This window comes from Hydrogenophaga sp. (genome assembly GCF_965657535.1).
Classification (GTDB): domain Bacteria; phylum Pseudomonadota; class Gammaproteobacteria; order Burkholderiales; family Burkholderiaceae_C; genus Hydrogenophaga.
On sequence record NZ_CBFHOP010000004.1, the window covers coordinates 300,454 to 319,971 of the forward strand.

The following is a 19,518-nucleotide window of genomic DNA, read 5'->3' on the forward strand; positions in this document are numbered from 1 at the left end:
CATGTCGCGCCGCAGGGGGCTCTCTCACCATGACGCCACCACCCGCTGGCATTCCCGCTTACGCCGAGTTGCTGTGCCTGTCCAACTTCAGTTTCTTGCGCGGTGCGAGCCGCCCCGAAGAGCTGGTGGAGCGTGCCCAGGCCTTGGGCTACACCGCGCTGGCGCTCACCGACGAGTGTTCGCTCGCCGGCATCGTGCGCGCCCATGTGGCGGCCAAAGAACATGGTCTGAAGCTGCTGGTGGGCAGTCAGTTTCAGGTGGTGTGTGACGCGCTGTTCACGCTGGTCGTGCTCGCCACCAATCTCAACGGCTATGGCAACCTGTGTGAATTCATCACCCGGCTGCGCCGCACCGCGCCCAAGGGCACCTACCGCCTCACGCTGAAAGCCATCAGCCCTGATGCCTTGGCCGACTGCCTGGTGATTGCCGTGCCGCAGCGTGGCAGCAGCCAGGCGCAGATGGACAGCGTGGCGCGCTGGCTGTTGCAGCATTTTGTGGGCCGCTGCTGGCTCGGTGTGGAACAGCTGCGCCTGATGGACGACGAAATGCGCCTGCACCGGCTGTGCCAGAGCAGCGAGCTCACCGCCGTGCCGCTGGTGGCCGTGGGCGACGTGCACATGCACCTGCGCTCGCGCAAGGCGCTGCAAGACGTGCTCACCGCCACCCGCCTGGGCAAACCGCTCACCGCCTGCGGCCACGCGCTCGCACCCAATGCCGAGCAGCGCCTGCGCTCGCGCCTGGCGCTTGCGCAGCGTTACCCCGAAAGGCTGTTGACCGAGACGCTGAAGGTGGCCGAGCGCTGCCACTTTTCGCTCGACGAGCTGGCCTACCAATACCCCAGCGAGGTGGTGCCACCGGGCGAAACCCCGGCCAGCCACCTACGCCGCCTGGCCTACGAAGGCATGGGGCGGCGCTGGCCGGCCGGTGCGTCAGACCCGGTGCAGCAGCAAGTCGAGCACGAGCTGGCGCTCATTGCCGAGCTGGGCTACGAACACTACTTCCTCACCGTTTACGACATCGTGGCCTTTGCGCGCTCGCAACATATCTTGTGCCAGGGCCGCGGTTCGGCAGCCAACAGTGTCGTGTGTTATTGCCTGGGTATCACCGAGGTGGACCCGGCGCGCACAGCGGTGCTGTTTGAGCGTTTCATTTCCAAGGAGCGCAACGAGCCGCCCGACATCGACGTGGACTTTGAACACGAGCGGCGCGAAGAGGTGATCCAGTACCTGTACCGCAAGTACGGCCGCGAGCGCGCCGCGCTCACCGCCACCGTCATCAGCTACCGCCCGCGCAGCGCCTTACGCGATGTGGGCAAAGCGCTGGGCTTTGCCGAAGCCACGCTGGCCAAACTCGCACGCGAACTCTACTGGCGCGATGGGCGCCAAGCCATCGCGCCCGAGCGCCTGAGCGAAGTGGGCCTGGACCCCGACAGCCTGGCCGTGCGCCAGCTGCTCGTGCTCACCGGCCAGCTCATGGGTTTTCCGCGCCACCTGTCGCAGCACACCGGCGGTTTTGTGCTCACGCAGATGCCGCTCTCGCGCATGGTTCCGATTGAAAACGCCAGCATGACTGAGCGCACCGTGATCGAGTGGGACAAGGATGACCTGGACGCCATGGGCCTGCTCAAGGTCGATGTGCTCGCGCTGGGCATGCTCACCGCCATCCGCAAGTCGCTCGACTTCATTGGCCAGCGCAAGGGCTTCGTGTTTCAGATGCAGGACATACCCGCCGAAGATCCGAGCACCTACGACATGATCTGCGCAGCCGACACCGTGGGCGTGTTTCAAATTGAGAGCCGCGCGCAAATGAGCATGCTGCCGCGCCTGCGCCCACGCGAGTTTTACGACCTGGTGATCGAAGTGGCGCTGGTGCGGCCCGGTCCCATCCAGGGCGGCGCGGTGCACCCCTACCTGAACCGCCGCCAGGGCAAAGAACCCATTGACTACCCCAAAGGCCTGGACGCTGCACTCAAGCGCACGCTGGGCGTGCCCGTGTTTCAAGAGCAGTGCATGCAGATCGCCATCATCGCGGCCGGCTTCACGCCCGGGGAAGCCGACGGTCTGCGCCGCGCCATGGCCGCCTGGAAGCGCAAGGGCGGTCTCGGCCAATACCAGGAGCGCCTGCTCAGCGGCATGGCCGAGCGCGGCTACGAGCCGGACTTTGCGCAGCGCGTGGTCGAGCAGATCAAAGGCTTTTCCAGCTACGGCTTTCCCGAAAGCCACGCCGCCAGCTTTGCACTGCTGGTGTACGCCAGCTGCTGGATCAAGCGCCACCACCCAGCCGAGTTTCTGGCCGCCATGCTCAACAGCCAGCCGCTGGGCTTCTACACCCCCAGCCAACTGGTGCAAGACGCGGTGCGCCACGGTGTGCAGGTGCGCGCGGTGGACGTGATGGAGAGCCACTGGGACTGCACGCTGGAAGAAACCGTGTCGCCGAGCGACGGGACCAACCCCCTCTCCCGCCGGCGGGAGAGGGCAGGGGTGAGGGCCGCCCCCCTGCCCAACATACCCGCCGTGCGCCTCGGGCTGCGCATGGTCAGCGGCCTCTCGCACGGCGATGCTCAGCGCATCGTGTCTGCGCGCACCGCCGCCGTTTTCACCGATGCCGAAGACCTCGCCCGCCGCGCCAGCCTCGATCAGCAGGCCATGCAACAACTCGCCGCCGCCGACGCCTTGCAATCCCTCAGCGGCCACCGCCGCCAGCAGGTTTGGGACGCCGCCGCCCTCAAAGCACCGCCCGTGCTTTTGAAAGAAGCGCCGGTGGAAGAGGACACGTTGGACCTGCCCGAGGCCCCCGAAGGCGAAGCCGTGGTGTGGGACTACGCCAGCCTGGGCTTCACCCTGCGCCGCCACCCACTGGCCCTGCTGCGCGAGCGCCTGCAGGCGCGCCGCTTCATGACCGCTGCCGTCTTGAAAGACGCGCCCAACGGCCGCCTGGTGCGCGCCTGCGGCATCGTCACCGGACGCCAGCAACCCGACACCGCCGGCGGCGTGGTGTTCGTCAGCCTGGAAGACGAAACCGGTGTGGTGCAGGTCATCGTGTGGAAAGCGCTGCGCGAGCGCCAGCGCAACGTTCTCACCCGCTCACGGCTGATGGCGGTGCACGGCGTGTGGCAGCGCGAGGGCGAGGTCTGCAACCTCATCGCCGGCCATTTGGAAGACCTCACGCCGCTGCTGGGGCGGCTGGCCACCGAGAGCCGGGACTTTCATTGAAAAATGACTGGATGTCCGCTGAACCTGCCGCGGTGGATCAACCTTGCGCTTCAGCCTCTGGCCACAGCCGCGGAAAGTAAAAACGCAGTGCGTGCTGCGGTACGCCCAGACGCAGCTTGCCGTAGGGTGAGTCACTTTCCAGCAGGCCGCGTTTGAGCAAGGCGCTGACTTGCGCGGTGGCCAGGCGCTCGCCCAGGCCGAGCATGGCTTTGAAGTCGGCACGGTCGAGATCGCCCTGGGTGGCAAACAGGTAGTGCAGCGCGCGCAAGGCTTCGGTGCGCACGCCTTGTTTCACCACATGTTCTTCGTAAGCCAGGCAGGCCGCTATGCGGTCTTTCATGTCGGACAGCGCCAGGGTCCGTGTCATGAAGTCCACTTGGTCCTGGCAGGTGCCGAGTACGTAACCGATCCATTGCTCCAGCCCGCGTTCGCTCAGGTTGCCGCGACCGTCCAGATCACCCGCGCGCGGTTCGTCGGCTGCGGCTAGCTGGGCATAGTAGGTGTCCTGGGTGCGCGCAAAGCCGCGCAGTGGCGACCAAAGACCATTGCTCAGGCCCAGGTGGCCCAGTACCAGATGGCTGTGCAGCCGGGCCACGCGGCCGTTGCCGTCGCGAAAGGGGTGAATCCAGGCCAGCCGGTGGTGGGCGGCGGCCATGGCCACCAGCTGCATTTCACCGCGCCGAACCTGCCCGTACACCTGCGACCAGCGCGCCAAAAATGCGGGCAGTTGTGCGGCTGCAGGCGCTGCGTGGCGGCCTACGCTCACCTGCTGCGTTCGCAGCATGCCGGGCGCCAGTACCTCGGGCTGGGCGTGCGTTTCGGTGCCGGGTAGCAGGCAGTCTTCTGGGGGCAGGCGGGCAAACAGATTGTGGTGGATGTCTTGCACCGTCTGGGGCTGCCACACCCGTGCCGTGTCCCACTGCGTCCACAGGGTTTCCAGCTGTTGTTCGGTGGCCATGTGGGCCAAGGCCAGGCGCTGGCGCCGCGCTTTGTCAGCGTCTTGCGCGTAGTCGTTGCGCAGCGCTTGCTCGATCTCCAGAGGCAGGGTGTGCTGTCCCTCGATCTTGTTGGAATAGTAGGAGTTCATGGCACGCAGCAGCCCACGCAGCCCCGCGAGCGCACCCGGCTGGCACAGGCCAGACAGGCGATCTGCGCGGCGGAACAGGTCGTGCGCCTGCTCCAGCAGCGGCGCCAGGCGGTGCTCACCGGGCAACAGCGGCTCCATGTGTGTCGGATGATCGTAAAACTGGAAATTTTGCGACTTTGATTCCATTTCTAACTATATGAATTAAATAGGCTTGTTAGAAATAATTCGACTTTTATTGCGACATTATTTTCGCCTGAAATCGTGCATTCCGCCACACCACCCAGCGCCTGTGAGAGACTGCACCGCATTTCAGAACACCCAAGGCCCTGCACACCCCATGTCCGATTGGAAACACCAGCAAATGATCAAGGCTTCCGGATGGCCGCTGGCTGCCGAGCAGCTTGCGGCCGACGCCGACTTCAACGCCCGGCTTCAAGGGGGGTTGGTGCCTTTGCATTGGGCTTGCCAGGAAGGCAAGGCCGGCGTGCTCAAGTACATGATCGAACACGGGGCGAATGTGCACGACCTGACCGAAAGCGGTCAGGGCATGCTGGAGCTGGCGTTGCAGTCGAGGAGTTTTCAAACCGTCATGCTGGTGATTGACCAGCTCAAGACCAACGCCGCTGCACCGCCCAGCGAGGCGCTGAAAAAGCGGCTGGGCGCAGCGTTCAGCGACGGCCACCCCAATTCCAGAAACCGCCTGCAGCAAGCGCTGCGGGACTGGGACCGTATCGCCAAAGCGGCACCGGCTTCCCGCCCGGCTTGAGGGGCGAAAAAGCTGTGGCAAGTCGCGGCGGGTGCTTGGCGCCGCCTGCGCCAGCTCTGCGATGCCCAGCACGGCCTACATCAACCCAGGGGAATGGGCCTCGGTGCGCGGGCTTGCGCCAATTACCGCGCTGGCGGCATCAACACTGTGGGCTTGGCTTCGGGCAGCAGGTCGGGGTAGTCGCGGCTGAAATGCAGACCGCGGCTTTCGCGGCGCATCATGGCGCTCATCACGATCAGGTCGGCCACTTGCACCAGGTTGCGCAGCTCCAGCAGGTCGCGCGTGACGTGGAACTGCGAATAGAACTCGTGGATTTCGCGCTGCAGCAGGGTGATGCGGTGCGCGGCGCGTTCCAGGCGTTTGTTGGTGCGCACGATGCCCACGTAGTCCCACATGAAGCGGCGCAGCTCGTCCCAGTTGTGGGAAATCACCACCCGCTCATCGGCGTCGGTCACGCGGCTTTCGTCCCACTGCGGCATGGCCGGCGCCGGCACCGTGCTGGCGTTGCGGATGGCCGCCACGGCGCCTTGGGCAAACACCATGCATTCCACCAGCGAGTTGCTGGCCAGCCGGTTGGCGCCGTGCAGACCGGTGCAGGTGGTTTCGCCCACTGCGTACAGGCCGTCGATGTCGGTGTTCCCAGCCAGGTCGGTCAGCACGCCGCCGCAGGTGTAGTGCGCGGCGGGCACCACAGGAATGGGCTCTTTCGTGATGTCGATGCCCAGCTCGGCGCAACGCGCCAATATATTGGGAAAGTGTTCGTGCAAAAACGCGGGGCTCTGGTGCGAAATGTCGAGGTGCACGCAGTCCAGGCCGTGCTTTTTCATTTCAAAGTCGATGGCTCGGGCCACCACGTCGCGTGGCGCCAATTCGGCGCGGGGGTCGTGGTCGGGCATGAAGCGGTGGCTGCCCAGCGACGGAGGCAGTTTCAACTGGCCGCCTTCGCCGCGCACGGCCTCGGTGATCAGGAAGCTCTTGGCGTGCGGGTGGTACAGGCAGGTGGGGTGGAACTGGATGAACTCCATGTTGCCCACTCGGCAGCCGGCGCGCCAGGCGGCGGCAATGCCGTCGCCGGTGGCGGTGTCGGGGTTGGTGGTGTAGAGGTACACCTTGCCGGCGCCGCCGGTGGCCAGCACCGTGTGGGCGGCGCTGAAGGTCAGCACCTCGTCGCGCTCTTCGTCCAGTATGTAGGCGCCGTGGCAGCGGGTGGATGCTGCGCTCTTGCTGTGCCCAGGCAGTTTGCGGTCGGTGATCAGGTCCACCAGCATGTGGTTTTCAAACACTGCGATGCCCGGCGTGTCTTTGAGCCGCTGGATCAGCGTGGCCTGCACGGCAGCGCCGGTGGCGTCGGTGGCGTGCACGATGCGGCGGTGGCTGTGGCCACCTTCGCGGGTCAGGTGCAGCTCGCCGTGTTCGGTAGAAAAAGGCACGCCCAGCTCTTGCAACCAGGCGACGGCGGCGGGCGCGTGTTCCACCGTAAAGCGGGTGGCTTCCAGGTCGCACAGACCGGCACCGGCCACCAGGGTGTCGTCCACATGCGACTGGAAGCTGTCGCCCTCGGCCAGCACCGCGGCAATGCCGCCTTGCGCCCACATGCTGGAGCCATCGCTGAGCCCGCGCTTGGTCACCACGGCCACCCGGTGGGTGGTGGAAAGGTTGAGCGCAGCGGTCAGGCCAGCCAGACCGCTGCCAATGATGAGAACGTCGAATTCGAGGTGGGTGGTCATGCCGGGGTAGGGTTCGGTTGGCTGGGCAACGGCGGGGCGTTCAGGCCAGCGCGGCGGTGGGTGGGGATAGCGGTTGGCCTGGGCGCGGGGCTTCAGCGCGGGGTGTAGGCCAGCCTCACATAAATTGGGGCAAAGGCTTCCGCCTGGGTCAGCTCAATCAGGGTTTCCTTGGCCAGTTCCAGCATGGCGATGAAGGTCACCACCAGCACAGGCTGGCCTTTTTCGGGGTCAAAAAGCTCGCCAAATTCGACAAATTTTCGGCCTTGCAGATGGCGCAGCACGATGCTCATGTGCTCGCGCACCGAGAGTTCTTCGCGGCTGATCTTGTGGTGTTGCACCAGCTTGGCGCGCTTCAAAATGTCGCGCCAGGCGCTTTGCAGGTCGATGGGTGTGACGTCTGGAAAACGCGGCACCAGCGCCTGCTCCACATACACCTGCGCACGCAGAAAGTCGCGTCCGTATTGGGGCTGGTCGGCCAGGCGCTGGGCGGCCAGTTTCATTTGCTCGTATTCGAGCAGGCGGCGCACCAGCTCGGCGCGCGGGTCTTCGGCTTCTTCGCCCTCGGCCACCTTTTTGGGCGGCAGCAACATGCGCGACTTGATCTCGATCAGCATCGCCGCCATGAGCAGGTATTCGGCAGCCAGCTCCAGGTTGCTGGCGCGGATCTCGTCCACATACGCCAGATATTGCCGCGTCACCGCCGCCATCGGGATGTCGAGGATGTTGAAGTTCTGCTTGCGGATCAGGTAGAGCAGCAAGTCCAGCGGGCCTTCAAAGGCTTCCAGGAAAACCTGCAGTGCGTCGGGCGGGATGTAGAGGTCCCGCGGCATGGCGAACAGGGGCTCGCCATACAGCCTGGCCAGGGCGACGTGGTCCACCACCTTGGGCAGCACGTCGTCCAACCCCGCGGGGGCGGCGTTGAGCGTGGGGGCCTCTGGGCTCATGGGCGGTGCGCGAGGCAGCCGGCTCAGGTGGGGTCAGAACCCGTCTGGTACACGTAGGGCTGCTGTGCCACGGTGGCCGTTTCTGCATCGGCCTGAAAGCTGCGGTCGATCTGCTTGTCCCACAGCAGGGCACGGCCCTGGCGCTGTTCCTGTTCCAGGGTGGGGCGGTCGGCCTTGAGCTGGGCAATGAAGTTGGTCGTGTCGGAGGCGTAGTGCGGGCGGGCGAAGAAGGACATGGTCGGCGCTCAGATGTAGGAGGCCCATTTTAGCGACCCATCGGAGTTTCCCGGATGTGTCTCGGTTTGGGGGCGCTGGCGACCGCAGCGCGAGGTCTTCAAAGCGCTTCAACGGCGCGGCTGTGCCAGTTCAAAAGGGTCTTGCGAACGGTCATCAGCGGAGCCAAGTCGGCAAATTCTTTGCGCACCACATCGGCGGCGAAGTCGGCCATGAAGTTGGACTTGAGCAGGGCGCGCGCTCGGTCCACTCCGATGTCTTCATAGGGTACGGATGACAGGACCAGAAAACCGTCGTCCGGGATGCGGCCCGCCCGCATGTTGGCCCGGATGATGCCGGCCGCCTTGCGGATCGGGTCGGCCAGGTCTGGGCTGTAGGGGCCGATGATGAGGGCCAGGTTGGGCAGGTGCAACCAGTCGAACCCGCGCCCGACGCAGATCATCCACTCCCGGTGCTCAATATCGAGGGTGCGGGTCAGCTGGCGGATGGCCGCAATGTGCTTCAGGTTGCCCACCAGCAGGGGCAGCAGGTCGGCGCGGATCTGGGTCGGCATGTCGGGCAGCAGTTGTAGCAGGCGCGCAGGCAGGGTTTCCAGGTCGGCTTCACCCAGGTCGGCCATGTTCAGGGTCTGGCCGTGGGCACCGTGTACCACGATCGCGTCTTCGTCCGTCTCGAAGCCGCAGACCAACGGATAGACCGTGCCATGTGTGGCGCCGAACAACACGGAAACCTCGCGCTGGATCTCAAGCGTGTGGGCACGGGCGTCGTCGGTGCGGTAGTGAAAGCCGGCGCAGCCCCGGCGCTCGTCGCCTTGGGAATAGTGGTAAGTGATCATCATCAGCGCCTGCCGGCCGCTGCGCACGACCTTGTCCATGGTGGCGGTGAGTGTTTCACCCAGGTGGGGCCAGCCGAGGTTGAAAATGCCGCCGAGGTTGCGAAACGGCTGGATGATGCCCTTGGGGGTCTGGGTGGCGATGGGGATGTTGATGCGCCCGTCCATGCACTTCATCACCAAGATGGCGGTGGGGTGGCGGGCCAGGTGGCGCTGGCGCGCCAGCCAGGCTTCGGGGCTGGCGTAGTCTTGCGCGTGCCGCTGGGCCAGGGCAAACAGCCAGTCGATGCGCTCGGCAATCGGGCTGTGCAGCGGGGCCGGGCTGTTTTGCATGGCGGCTCCCCGGGGCTTACTGGAAAGTGTGCAATTGGGCCGAGAAGCCAGAGCGCTCCATCAGCGAACGCGGTTGCGCATTGAGCCCCACGATGCCCATGTGCCCGCCGCGTTTGTGCACCGCCTTGTGCAGTTGTTCCAGCGCGTCCAGCCCGGTGGTGTCGAGCGATATCAGCTGGGTGGCGTCCAGCATCACGTTGACCGGTGTGGGTGAGGCCTCGACCTCGGCCACGATCGGGTCGATCTTGGCCACGGCACCGAAAAACAACGAGCCGTAGAGCCGAAAAGTGATTTGCTGCTCGTTGCGTGATATGGGCTCAGCACGGAATATGTCGCTCTGACGGCGCACAAACAGCACCACGGCCAGCACCAGGCCCAGCTCCACCGCCACCGTCAGGTCAAACACGATGGTGACCAAAAAGGTGGACACCATCATGATCCGGTAGTGGTTGCTGAACTGCTTGAGGCGGCCAAACTCGCGCCATTCCCCCATGTTCCAAGCCACAAACATCAGCACACCGGCTAGCACCGCCAGCGGTATGTGCGCCGCCAGCGGCGCGGCCAGCAACACCACAGCCGCCAGCGTGAGCGCGTGCACCATGCCCGCCACCGGCGACACCGCGCCCGAGCGGATGTTGGTCACTGTGCGGGCAATGGTGCCGGTAGCGGGCATGCCGCCAAAGAAGGGCACCACCGTGTTGGCAATGCCTTGGGCCATCAGCTCCTGGTTGGGGTCGTGTTTGGGCGCGTCGCCCAACTGGTCGGCCACGCGGGCGCACAGCAGCGACTCAATGGCCCCCAGCAGCGCAATGGTGAGCGTGGGCGTGACCAGCATCTTCACCGTTTCCCAAGAAAAATCGGGCAACTCAAACGCCGGTGCGCCCTGCGGAATGCCGCCAAAGCGCGAGCCAATGGTGTCCACCGGCAGGCTGAACAGCCAGGCCCCCAGCGATAGCGAGATCAGCGCCACCACCGGCGCAGGCAGGCGCGAGGTGGCCCGCAGCGCGCTCACGGTTTCTATTTTGTCGAGCTGGCGGCGAAACTGCGAGTCCACCGCCCACAGGCGCGGCCACACAAACAGCCCCGCCACACACACCGCACCCAGGCCAAACGCATACAGGTTGAAGCTCCCAAGGTGCCCGGCAATGGTGCTGATCTGGCTGAAAAAGTCGGCTGGCATTTTGGCAATGTCCAGCCCCAGCAGGTCGCGCACCTGCGACAAGCCAATCAGCACCGCAATGCCGTTGGTGAAGCCGATCACCACACTCACCGGCACATAGCGCACCAGCGTGCCCAGGCGGAACAGGCCGAGCAAAAACAGCAGCACGCCCGCGCTGGCGGTAGAGATCAGCAAGTTGGCCACGCCGTAGCGCTCGACGATGCCGTAAACGATGACGATGAATGCCCCGGCCGGACCGCCAATTTGCACCGAGGTGCCGCCCAGCGCCGAAATAATGAAACCCGCGATGATCGCGGTCCACAAACCAGCCTCGGGTTTGAGGCCGCTGGCAATGGCAAAAGCCATGGCCAGCGGCAGCGCCACAATGCCCACCGTGGCACCGGCCCCCATGTCTTTGGCCAGTTTTTCGCTGTTGTAGCCTTTAAGGTCGTTCAGCAAGCGGGGTCGAAACGGCGCCAGGGGGGGCAGGTTTTTCAGCATGGTGAAATGTTACCGTTTGCGACGGTTCGCAGAACTTACAGGAAGATGACGTCGAACTGAGGGTTTACACTGACTTTTTGGCATTTTTGGGGGGAAGTCCTATGAACACGACCTGGCGCAACCTGCCCCGGTGGTTGCTGGCGGGCCTGCTGGCCCTGTTGCTGGCGGCCTGCGATCCGCAAAACATCAGCGAGCTGGAAGAGGGCATGTCCACCGAAGCCGATGTGCGCGAGCGCTTCGGCGTGCCCGAAGCGGTGTGGGACGGCCCGGACGGCGCCCAGGTGTACGAATACAACCGCCAGCCCGCGGGCCACACCAACTACATGATCACCATTGGCCCCGACGGCAAGATGACCGCGCTGCGCCAAGTGCTCAACCCCCGCACCTTTGCCCAGGTGCAGCCCGGCATGATGATGGAAGATGTGCGCCGCATGTTGGGCAAGCCCATGAAGATCACGCCGTATGCGCTCAAGCGCGAAACGCACTACGACTGGCGATTCATGGACGGCGCCACCGAGTCCAAGATATTCACCGTGGTGTTTGACCCCGAGATGCGCGTGGTGTCCACCCTGACGGTGCGCGACCCGGAAGAAGACCGCAACCGGTGAGCGCGGGTCATGCTCCGCGCAGTCGCTGCCAGTCGTCGAGCGCGGGGCGCAGCACCAACAACAGCAGCAGCGCCGCCAGCGGCACGGTGCTGATGTAGCCCGCGTATTTGAAGCCCAGCGCACCGGCCAGCCCGCCCAGAAAGAAGCAGACGATGAGCTGGCCGTGCACGCGCAGGCGCTGGCGGTTGGCGCGCACCGGCTGGTGGCCCGGGTGGCGGTTCACGTAGAGCAGCTTGCCCAGCTCAATGCCGCAGTCGGTCAGCAGGCCGGTGATGTGGGTGGTGCGGATGACGGCGCGCGAGATCTTGGTGATCACGGCGTTTTGCAGCCCCATGATGAAACACAGCAGCACCACGGTGAGCGGCAGAAACACGGTGGTGAGCAGGCTGATGGCGGCCCCAAACAGACCGAACACCAACAGCAACGAGGCTTCGAGCATGAGCGGCAGGCCGTAGGCGCTGCGCAGTTCGCGGCGCAGGCCCCAGTTGACCAGCCAGGCGGTGGTCATGGCGCCCAGCAAAAAAGCCAGCACGGCGCCCACCCCGGCGCCGGCCAGCACGAGCTGGCCCAGCACCAGGTTGTCGGCCACAGACGACAGGATGCCCGTCATGTGCGAGGTGTACTGGCCCACTGCCAGGAACCCCCCCGCGTTGGCCGCACCGGCCACAAAGGCCAGCACCGAGCCGAGCTTCAAGTCGGCCTGCGGCGTGCGCTGCAGGCTGGTGAAGCCGCGGATGGGTTCAAACATGCACGGCGGTCAGTGGATGCGCATGCCTGGCACGGCGCCCGGCCAGGGGTTCAGGATGTGGATGCCGGGCTGGGCCTTTTCGTCGGCGTGGCTGGCGGCGAGCACCATGCCTTCGCTCAGGCCAAATTTCATTTTGCGCGGTGCCAGGTTGGCCACCACCACGGTGAGCTGGCCCACCAGGTCTTCGGGCTTGTACATGCTGGCGATGCCGCTGAAGACGTTGCGGGTCTTGCCTTCGCCCACGTCGAGCGTGAGGCGCAGCAGCTTGGTCGACCCTTCCACCGCTTCGCAGTTGACGATCTGTGCGATGCGCAGGTCGATTTTGGCGAAGTCGTCGATGGAGATGGTCGGTGCGATGGCTTCGCCGCCTGGGATCACCTGGGGTTCTTCGGACGCTGGCGGCGGCTCAAACAGGGCGTCGAGTTGCTTCACATCCACGCGCTGCATCAGGTGTTGGTAGGCGCCGATGCGGTGGCCGACGCCCAGCAGGCGGCCGGCGTCGGCAAATGTGAGGGGCGCAATGTTCAGAAACGCCTCCACGTTGGCGGCCAGCGCAGGCAGCACAGGCTTCAAGTAGAGCGAGATCAACCGGAAAGCTTCGATACAGGTGGTGCACACGTCTTGCAGCCGGCCTTCCATGCCTTCTTGCTTGGCCAGCTCCCAGGGTTTGTTCTGGTCCACGTAGGCGTTCACGCGGTCGGCCAGCAGCATGATTTCGCGCAGCGCTTTGCCGTATTCGCGTTCGGCATACAGCTCGCCCACATGGGGCGCCAGGGTTTGCAGGTGGTCCAGCAGGGCGTCGCCATCAGCCGACACGGTGCCCAGCTGCCCGTCAAAGCGCTTGCTGATGAAGCCGGCCGCGCGCGACGCGATGTTGATGTATTTGCCCACCAGATCGCTGTTGACCCGGGCCATAAAGTCTTCGGGGTTGAAGTCAACGTCTTCGTTCTTGCCGCTGAGCTTGGCCGCCAGGTAATAGCGCAGCCACTCCGGGTTCATGCCGAGTTCCAGGTATTTCAGCGGGTTCAGGCCGGTGCCCCGGCTCTTGCTCATCTTCTCGCCGTTGTTGATGGTGAGGAAGCCGTGCACGAACACCGCGTTGGGCACCTTGCGGCCGCTGAACTTCAGCATGGCGGGCCAGAACAGGGTGTGGAAGGTGATGATGTCTTTGCCGATGAAGTGGAACTGCTCGGTGGTCGGGTCGGCCATGAAGGCGTCGTAATCGCGCCCGGTTTTGGCAAAGTAGTTTTTCAGCGAAGCCAGGTAGCCAATGGGTGCGTCCAGCCACACATAAAAATATTTGCCCGGTGCGTCCGGAATTTCGATGCCGAAATACGGCGCGTCGCGGCTGATGTCCCAGTCACCCATCTTGGGTTTGCCGTCCGGGCCGGGTTCGATCCATTCGGCAATTTTGTTCAGCACCTCGGGCTGCACCGCGCCGCTTTGCGTCCACTGGTCCAGAAAGGCCAGGCAGCGGGGATCGGACAGCTTGAAGAAAAAGTGCTCGGACGTTTTCAGCACCGGCACAGCGCCTGAGAGCGCCGAGTACGGGTTGTGCAACTCGGTGGGAGCGTACACCGCGCCACACACCTCGCAGTTGTCGCCGTATTGGTCTTTGGCACCGCATTTTGGGCAACCGCCTTTGATGAAGCGGTCGGGCAGAAACATGTTTTTCTCGGGGTCGAAAAACTGCTCAATGGTGCGCGTTTCGATCAGGTCGTTGGCTTTGAGCGCGCGGTAGATGTCTTGTGCGAGCTGGTGGTTTTCCGGCCCGTCGGTGCTGTGCCAGTTGTCAAAGCCGATGTGAAAACCGTCCAGGTAGGGTTTGCGGCCCGATGCGATGTCGGCCACGAACTGCTGTGGCGTTTTGCCGGCCTTTTCGGCCGCGATCATGATCGGCGCGCCGTGCGCGTCGTCGGCACACACAAAATGCACTTCATGGCCCTGCATGCGCTGGAAACGCACCCAGATGTCGGCCTGGATGTATTCCATGATGTGGCCGATGTGGAAATGGCCGTTGGCGTAGGGCAGGGCGGTGGTGACGAACAGGCGTCTCTGGCTCATGGCGGGGGCTTTCTATCAGGGTAACCCGTGATTTTAGGCCGCATGGGCGTACCGGGCTTGGCAAGCTGCGTGCCCCAGAGCGCCAAGTGGCTTTGGGGGGGAAGCCCTCATGGTGTTTGTGTGTATCGGGCGGGGTCGGGCGGGCGGGTAGACTTCGCGCCACCTCTTTCAGCACCAAAAAACCGTTCCCCACAGGAGATTTCCCACAATGGCCGTTGACCAACAAGCGCTGCTGGCTGCACTGCAGGCTGTGACTGACCCCAATACCGGCAAAGATTTCGTGTCCACCAAGGCCGTGAAAAATCTGCAGTCCCAGGACGGCGATGTGTCGTTCGATGTGGAACTGGGCTACCCCGCCAAGAGCCAGATGCCGTCGCTGCGCAAGGCGCTGATTGCGGCGGCCAAGGGCGTTGCTGGCGTGGAAAACGTGTCGGTCAACCTGAGCATGAAGATCACCGCCCACGCCGTACAGCGCGGTGTGCAGCTGCTGCCGCAGGTGAAAAACATCATTGCCGTGGCCTCGGGCAAGGGCGGCGTGGGCAAAAGCACCACCGCCGTCAACCTGGCGCTGGCGCTGGCCGCCGAGGGCGCCAAGGTGGGCATTCTGGATGCCGACATCTACGGACCCAGCCAGCCCATGATGATGGGTGTGGAAGGCCGCCCCGAGAGCGCCGACGGCCAGACCATGGAGCCGCTGGAAAACTACGGCGTGCAGGTCATTTCCATCGGTTTCCTGGTGGACCGCGACGAAGCCATGATCTGGCGCGGCCCCATGGCCACCCAGGCACTGGAGCAGCTGTTGCGCCAGACCAACTGGAAAGACTTGGACTACCTGATCGTGGACATGCCGCCCGGCACCGGCGACATCCAGCTCACCCTGAGCCAGCGCGTGCCGCTCACGGGCGCTGTGATCGTGACCACGCCGCAAGACATTGCCCTGCTGGACGCGCGCAAGGGCATCAAGATGTTTGAAAAGGTGGGCGTGCCCATTCTGGGCATCGTGGAAAACATGGCGGTGTACTGCTGCCCCAACTGCGGCCACACCGAGCACATCTTTGGCGCCGACGGCGGCAAGAACATGGCCGCCGAATACGGCATGGACTACTTGGGCGCGCTGCCGCTGAACATGCAGATTCGCGTGCAGGCCGACAGTGGCATGCCGACTGTGGTGGCCGACCCGGACGGTGAAATCTCCAGCATCTACAAAGCCGTGGCGCGCCAGGTGGCGATCAAGATCGCTGCCCGCGCCAAAGACTTCTCCAGCAAGTTCCCGAGCATCAAGATTTCGAAAGAGACCTGAGCGGGGTTAACCCTTGCAACTTGGGGCCGCTCGAAGCGGCCCTTTTCTTTGGCTCCACAGAGCGTTCCTCAGAAACCCGTGTCCATGCCCCTGCCTCTGTCGCCCCGCACCCGCCGCGTCGTTCAGGCTGTCCTGTACGAGACCTTTGCCATCGCCTGCGTCGCGCCCATGCTGGTGTGGGTGTTTGGGCAGTCACCGCTGTCTTCGTTGGGGCTGTCGGTCACCATGTCCAGCATCGCGCTGGCTTGGAACTACACCTTCAATTTCTTCTTTGAGCGCTGGGAAGCGCGGCAAACCGTCAAAGGCCGGTCGTGGCAGCGCCGGGCCGCGCACGGGCTGGGTTTTGAAGGCGGGCTGGCGCTGATCTTGGTGCCCGTCATGGCCGGCTGGCTCGGCATCACCTGGTGGCAGGCCTTTGTGGCCGACCTGGGTATTTTGGTGTTTTTTCTGGTCTACACGGTGGTGTTCACCTGGGTGTTTGACCGGGCGTTCGGGCTCCCGCAATCGGCGCAGGAGCCCGCGCGCTGAATTGGCCTTTCAGCGCTCGAACATCCGCTGCGTTTCCATGTCGCGCAGCTTGAAGCGCTGGATCTTGCCGGTGGCGGTTTTGGGCAGCTCGTCCATGAACTCGATGAAGCGCGGGTATTTGTAGGGCGCGAGCTTTTCTTTCACGAAGGCTTGCAGCTCGGCTTCGGTCGCTTGGGCGCCGGCTTTCAGAACGACGTAGGCCTTGGTCTTGGTCAGGCCTTCATCGTCGTTCTTGCCGATCACGGCGGCTTCCAGCACCGCCGGGTGCTGCACCAGTGTGGCCTCTACCTCGAACGGGCTCACGTAAATGCCGCTCACCTTGAGCATGTCGTCGTTGCGCCCGGCGTAGGTGTAGTAGCCGTCGGGGTCGCGGGTGTATTTGTCGCCGCTCTTGGTCCAGTTGCCCTGGAAGGTGTCGCGCGACTTGGCCCGGTTGTTCCAGTACATCAGCGCGGCGCTGGGCCCCTGGATGTAGAGGTCGCCAATCTGGTTGTGCCCGGTGATCACGCTGCCGTCTTCGTTGCGCAGTTGCACCTCGTAGCCGGGCACGGCCTTGCCGGTGGTGCCGTAGCGCACGTCGCCCGGGCGGTTGGACAAGAAGATGTGCAGCATCTCGGTGGAGCCAATGCCGTCGATGATCTCCACGCCGAATTGCGCCGTCCAGCGTTCGCCAATGTCGCGCGGCAGCGCTTCGCCGGCCGACGAGCACAGGCGCAGCGCCACCCGGTTTCTGGCGGGCAGGTCGGGCGAAGCCAGCATGCCGCCGTAGCCGGTGGGCGCGCCGAAAAACACCGTGGGCTGGTGGTCCACCATCCTTTTGAACGTGGCTTGTGGCGTGGGTCGCTCGGCCATCAGCACCACGCTGGCGCCCACGCTCAGCGGGAAACTCAGGCCGTTGCCCAGGCCATAGGCGAAAAACAGCTTGGCCGCTGAAAACACCGTGTCGCTTTCCTGCAGCCCCAGCGCCGCCTTGCCGTACAGCTCTGCTGTCCAGTAGAGGTTGGCCTGGGTGTGCACCGTGCCTTTGGGGCTGCCTGTGGAGCCCGACGAATACAGCCAGAACGCTGGTTCGTCGCCGTGCGTGTCGGCTGCGTGGTCCGGGGCATGTGCGGCGGTGAGTGCCGCGAAGTCGTGCGCGCCCGCAGGCAGCGCGTCGCTGGCACGCGAGACGACCAGGTGCTTCACCGCGTGGCCGCCGCTTTCCAGCGCTGTTTGCAGCGTGGGCAGCAGCGCGGCCGAGACGAAAGCCGCTTGGGCCCGGCTGTCGGCCAGCATGTAGGCGTAGTCTTTGGCGGTCAGCAGGGTGTTCACGGCCACTGGCACCACACCCGCGTGCAGCGCACCCAAAAAGGCCACCACCCAGTCGCTGCTGTCGTGCATGAGCAGCAACACGCGCTCTTCGCGCTGCAGGCCCAGCGCCTGCAGCGCGGCAGAAAAGCGCTGCACCTGGTCAGCGAGCTGGCCGTAGGTGAGCGAGCCTGCGTCGTCGATCAACGCGGTTTTACCAGCCCGACCGGCATTCAGTGCGATCAGGTGGCGCGCAAAGTTGAAGCGCTCGGGCGGGGCGGTGGTTTCGGTGGGGTTCATGGTTTGTCTCCTGTTTTTTCTGGGTCGGGCTGGCGTCTTCGGGGCCGTCCGGTGAGTAGGGCCGAAGCCCAGGATGCGGTGGAACCGGCTGAGCCGGGCCACTCGCATCGCCCCCTGGGGGGTGACGCCGCAGGCGGCGCGGGGGGTGTTCCGTCCTTTGCGGCGCGGGGGGTCAATACTTCAGCGTTGTGCCCGACACCGCTAGCGCGTCCAGCGCAGCGCTGCTCGCCTGCACCGCGCTGCGGCGGTGGTAGAAACCCAGCGCCCGCATGCCACCCAGCTCTTCGCCGCCACCGGCGCGGCCCGGGCCGCCGTGCAGGCTCATGGGCATCACGTTGCCATGGCCGGTCTGGCTGGCGGCCACGTCCGGGCTGATCATGTGCACGCGGCCATGGCTGTCGGCCAGGGCCAGCGCGGCACGGGCCATGAAGGTGGGGTCGGTGCTGTACACCGAGGCCACCAGCGAACCTTCGCCCCGGCGAATGAGCGCGTAGGCCTGTGCCTCGTCGTCGTAGGCCATCAGCGTGGCCACAGGGCCAAACACCTCCACCTCGTGCAACACCTTGGCTTGCGCCGGTTGGCGGTGGCCCAGCAACACCGGCGCCACGCAGGCCGCCACGGTAGGGTCGGCGTCGACCAGCGTCGCCGAGCGGCCGTCGAACAGCGTTTCGGCTTCCGTCTGCAGGTGGGCAATGCCGGCGGTCACGCTGTCAAACTGCTCGCGGCTCACCAGCGAGCCCATGCGCGCGGCCTCATTGCGTGGGTTGCCCACGGTGGTTTTGGCCAGCTTGGTGCCAATGGCTTGAGCGGCGGCATCAAACACCGCGCGTGGCACCAAAATGCGGCGAATGGCGGTGCATTTCTGGCCGCTCTTGCCGGTCATCTCGCGTGCCACTTCGGCCACCAGCAGATTGAAAGCTTCGCTGCCTTCGGTGGCGGCGGGGTCGAGCAGGGCGCTGTTCAGGCTGTCGGCTTCGATGTTGCAGCGCACCGAACGTTCGGCCACCGCGGGGTGGCTGCGGATGATGCGCGCCGTCTCGGCCGAGCCGGTGAAGCTGACCACGTCAAACGGTTGCAGCTGGTCCATGAGCCCGGCCGACGAACCGCAGATGACCGACAACGCGCCTGCCGGCAAAATGCCGGCGTCCACCACGTCTTGCACCATGCGCTGGGTCAGCCAGGCGGTGGCGGTGGCGGGTTTCACGATCACCGGCACGCCCGAGAGCAGGGCCGGTGCCGCCTTTTCCCACAAGCCCCAGCTGGGGAAGTTGAACGCGTTGATGAACAGCGCCACACCGCGCGTGGGGTTCAGCACGTGCTGGGTCTGGAACACCGGGTCTTTGCCCATGCGGATGCGCTCGCCGTCGAGCAGGCAGGTGGCGTCGCCCAGGGCCTCGCCTTGTTTGGCGTAGTAGCCCAGGGTGAAAATGCCGCCGTCGATGTCCACCGCAGAGTCTTTGGTCACGGTGCCGCAATTGGCTGTGGCGATCTCGTAATAGGCATCGCGGTTGGCTTGCAGCACTTTCACGATCTCGCTCAGCAAACCGGCACGCTGTTTGTAAGTGAGCGCTCGCAAGGCGTCGCCGCCCTGCTCGCGGGCGAAGGCGAAGCCTTCGGCCAGGTCCAGGCCCGTGTTGCTCACGCGCACCAGGCTGGTGCCCAGCACCGGATCGAGCAAGGTGGTGCCGTTGCCGGCACCGGTTTGCCAGCGGCCAGCGAGAAAGTTGGGTAGCAGGGGCAGAGTGGTCATGGAATTTTGCTGGGTAGGTGGAACGAAAAGGACTGTTCGGTTGTCGGGATTGACGCTATAAATGCATTATCTTGCGTCTGTCGAAGCATGCATTAAAGTGCATGTTTTGCAAACTGGCAAGTCTACCTAGGGTTTTCC

Annotated in this window: 15 protein-coding genes; 5 read left to right on the forward strand and 10 right to left on the reverse strand. The window is 64.7% G+C overall.

Going from position 1 to position 19,518, the window contains the following annotated elements; genetic code table 11:
* The first annotated feature begins 29 nt into the window (after nt 1-29).
* Complete coding sequence (locus ACTG4K_RS09015) at nt 30-3,212, forward strand: error-prone DNA polymerase (RefSeq protein WP_439113861.1); 3,183 nt, start codon at nt 30-32, stop codon at nt 3,210-3,212.
* A gap of 37 nt (nt 3,213-3,249) precedes the next feature.
* On the opposite strand, the gene ACTG4K_RS09020 is transcribed toward ACTG4K_RS09015, so the two are convergent.
* Nucleotides 3,250-4,437 carry a Fic family protein gene (locus ACTG4K_RS09020; protein ID WP_439113862.1) on the reverse strand — a complete coding sequence of 396 codons (1,188 nt, stop codon included), beginning with the start codon at nt 4,435-4,437 and terminating at the stop codon, nt 3,250-3,252.
* A 199-nt stretch (nt 4,438-4,636) separates the two neighbouring features.
* Between ACTG4K_RS09020 and ACTG4K_RS09025 the strand changes: the two genes are divergently transcribed.
* Nucleotides 4,637-5,065, forward strand: a complete 429-nt coding sequence (locus ACTG4K_RS09025) for an ankyrin repeat domain-containing protein (RefSeq protein ID WP_439113863.1) — start codon at nt 4,637-4,639, stop codon at nt 5,063-5,065.
* Between the two features lie 122 nt (nt 5,066-5,187).
* Here the strand turns inward: ACTG4K_RS09025 and nadB are convergent, their stop codons facing one another.
* The 5 genes from nadB to ACTG4K_RS09050 all read right to left on the reverse strand — a co-directional run bounded on the left by nadB (nt 5,188) and on the right by ACTG4K_RS09050 (nt 10,795).
* Nucleotides 5,188-6,792, reverse strand: coding sequence for an L-aspartate oxidase (gene nadB / locus ACTG4K_RS09030; protein WP_439113864.1), 1,605 nt, complete (start codon nt 6,790-6,792; stop codon nt 5,188-5,190).
* 92 nt (nt 6,793-6,884) lie between these two features.
* Nucleotides 6,885-7,736: a segregation and condensation protein A gene (locus ACTG4K_RS09035; protein ID WP_439113865.1), complete on the reverse strand. Its 852-nt coding sequence runs from the start codon at nt 7,734-7,736 to the stop codon at nt 6,885-6,887.
* 23 nt (nt 7,737-7,759) lie between these two features.
* On the reverse strand, nt 7,760-7,972 hold the full coding sequence (locus ACTG4K_RS09040) for a DUF3460 family protein (protein WP_439113866.1): 213 nt from the start codon (nt 7,970-7,972) through the stop codon (nt 7,760-7,762).
* A gap of 98 nt (nt 7,973-8,070) precedes the next feature.
* Nucleotides 8,071-9,135 (reverse strand): hypothetical protein, encoded by a 1,065-nt coding sequence (locus ACTG4K_RS09045; protein ID WP_439113867.1) that lies wholly within the window; start codon nt 9,133-9,135, stop codon nt 8,071-8,073.
* 16 nt (nt 9,136-9,151) lie between these two features.
* Nucleotides 9,152-10,795, reverse strand: a complete 1,644-nt coding sequence (locus tag ACTG4K_RS09050) for a SulP family inorganic anion transporter (RefSeq protein WP_439113868.1) — start codon at nt 10,793-10,795, stop codon at nt 9,152-9,154.
* A 101-nt stretch (nt 10,796-10,896) separates the two neighbouring features.
* Between ACTG4K_RS09050 and bamE the strand changes: the two genes are divergently transcribed.
* A complete protein-coding gene (bamE, locus tag ACTG4K_RS09055; RefSeq protein ID WP_439113869.1) occupies nt 10,897-11,403 on the forward strand; it encodes an outer membrane protein assembly factor BamE domain-containing protein in 507 nt (168 codons plus the stop codon).
* Between the two features lie 7 nt (nt 11,404-11,410).
* Here bamE and ACTG4K_RS09060 read toward each other — a convergent pair whose 3' ends face one another.
* Complete coding sequence (locus ACTG4K_RS09060; RefSeq protein ID WP_439113870.1) at nt 11,411-12,151, reverse strand: YoaK family protein; 741 nt, start codon at nt 12,149-12,151, stop codon at nt 11,411-11,413.
* Nucleotides 12,152-12,160: 9 nt separating this feature from the next.
* Nucleotides 12,161-14,215, reverse strand: coding sequence for a methionine--tRNA ligase (gene metG / locus ACTG4K_RS09065; RefSeq protein WP_439113871.1), 2,055 nt, complete (start codon nt 14,213-14,215; stop codon nt 12,161-12,163).
* A 208-nt stretch (nt 14,216-14,423) separates the two neighbouring features.
* On the opposite strand from metG, the gene apbC reads away from it, so the two are divergent.
* The gene (gene apbC / locus ACTG4K_RS09070) at nt 14,424-15,515 is read left to right on the forward strand and encodes an iron-sulfur cluster carrier protein ApbC (RefSeq protein ID WP_439113872.1); all 1,092 of its coding nucleotides are present in this window, start codon (nt 14,424-14,426) and stop codon (nt 15,513-15,515) included.
* 84 nt (nt 15,516-15,599) lie between these two features.
* Entirely contained in the window at nt 15,600-16,043 is a 444-nt protein-coding gene (locus tag ACTG4K_RS09075; RefSeq protein ID WP_439113873.1) for a PACE efflux transporter, read from the forward strand.
* A 9-nt stretch (nt 16,044-16,052) separates the two neighbouring features.
* On the opposite strand, the gene ACTG4K_RS09080 is transcribed toward ACTG4K_RS09075, so the two are convergent.
* Complete coding sequence (locus ACTG4K_RS09080) at nt 16,053-17,630, reverse strand: benzoate-CoA ligase family protein (protein ID WP_439113874.1); 1,578 nt, start codon at nt 17,628-17,630, stop codon at nt 16,053-16,055.
* Between the two features lie 172 nt (nt 17,631-17,802).
* The gene (locus ACTG4K_RS09085; RefSeq protein WP_439113875.1) at nt 17,803-19,380 is read right to left on the reverse strand and encodes a 3,4-dehydroadipyl-CoA semialdehyde dehydrogenase; all 1,578 of its coding nucleotides are present in this window, start codon (nt 19,378-19,380) and stop codon (nt 17,803-17,805) included.
* Nucleotides 19,381-19,518: the final 138 nt, after the last annotated feature.

Coding starts and splice junctions, on each gene's coding strand:
- ACTG4K_RS09085 (WP_439113875.1), bottom strand. CDS start 19,380: ATGACCACTCTGCCCCTGCTACCCAACTTTCTCGCTGGCCGCTGGCAA.
- ACTG4K_RS09075 (WP_439113873.1), top strand. CDS start 15,600: ATGCCCCTGCCTCTGTCGCCCCGCACCCGCCGCGTCGTTCAGGCTGTC.
- ACTG4K_RS09050 (WP_439113868.1), bottom strand. CDS start 10,795: ATGCTGAAAAACCTGCCCCCCCTGGCGCCGTTTCGACCCCGCTTGCTG.
- ACTG4K_RS09040 (WP_439113866.1), bottom strand. CDS start 7,972: ATGTCCTTCTTCGCCCGCCCGCACTACGCCTCCGACACGACCAACTTC.
- ACTG4K_RS09015 (WP_439113861.1), top strand. CDS start 30: ATGACGCCACCACCCGCTGGCATTCCCGCTTACGCCGAGTTGCTGTGC.
- apbC (WP_439113872.1), top strand. CDS start 14,424: ATGGCCGTTGACCAACAAGCGCTGCTGGCTGCACTGCAGGCTGTGACT.
- nadB (WP_439113864.1), bottom strand. CDS start 6,792: ATGACCACCCACCTCGAATTCGACGTTCTCATCATTGGCAGCGGTCTG.
- ACTG4K_RS09020 (WP_439113862.1), bottom strand. CDS start 4,437: ATGGAGCCGCTGTTGCCCGGTGAGCACCGCCTGGCGCCGCTGCTGGAG.
- ACTG4K_RS09025 (WP_439113863.1), top strand. CDS start 4,637: ATGTCCGATTGGAAACACCAGCAAATGATCAAGGCTTCCGGATGGCCG.
- bamE (WP_439113869.1), top strand. CDS start 10,897: ATGAACACGACCTGGCGCAACCTGCCCCGGTGGTTGCTGGCGGGCCTG.
- ACTG4K_RS09080 (WP_439113874.1), bottom strand. CDS start 17,630: ATGAACCCCACCGAAACCACCGCCCCGCCCGAGCGCTTCAACTTTGCG.
- ACTG4K_RS09035 (WP_439113865.1), bottom strand. CDS start 7,736: ATGAGCCCAGAGGCCCCCACGCTCAACGCCGCCCCCGCGGGGTTGGAC.
- ACTG4K_RS09060 (WP_439113870.1), bottom strand. CDS start 12,151: ATGTTTGAACCCATCCGCGGCTTCACCAGCCTGCAGCGCACGCCGCAG.
- metG (WP_439113871.1), bottom strand. CDS start 14,215: ATGAGCCAGAGACGCCTGTTCGTCACCACCGCCCTGCCCTACGCCAAC.
- ACTG4K_RS09045 (WP_439113867.1), bottom strand. CDS start 9,135: ATGCAAAACAGCCCGGCCCCGCTGCACAGCCCGATTGCCGAGCGCATC.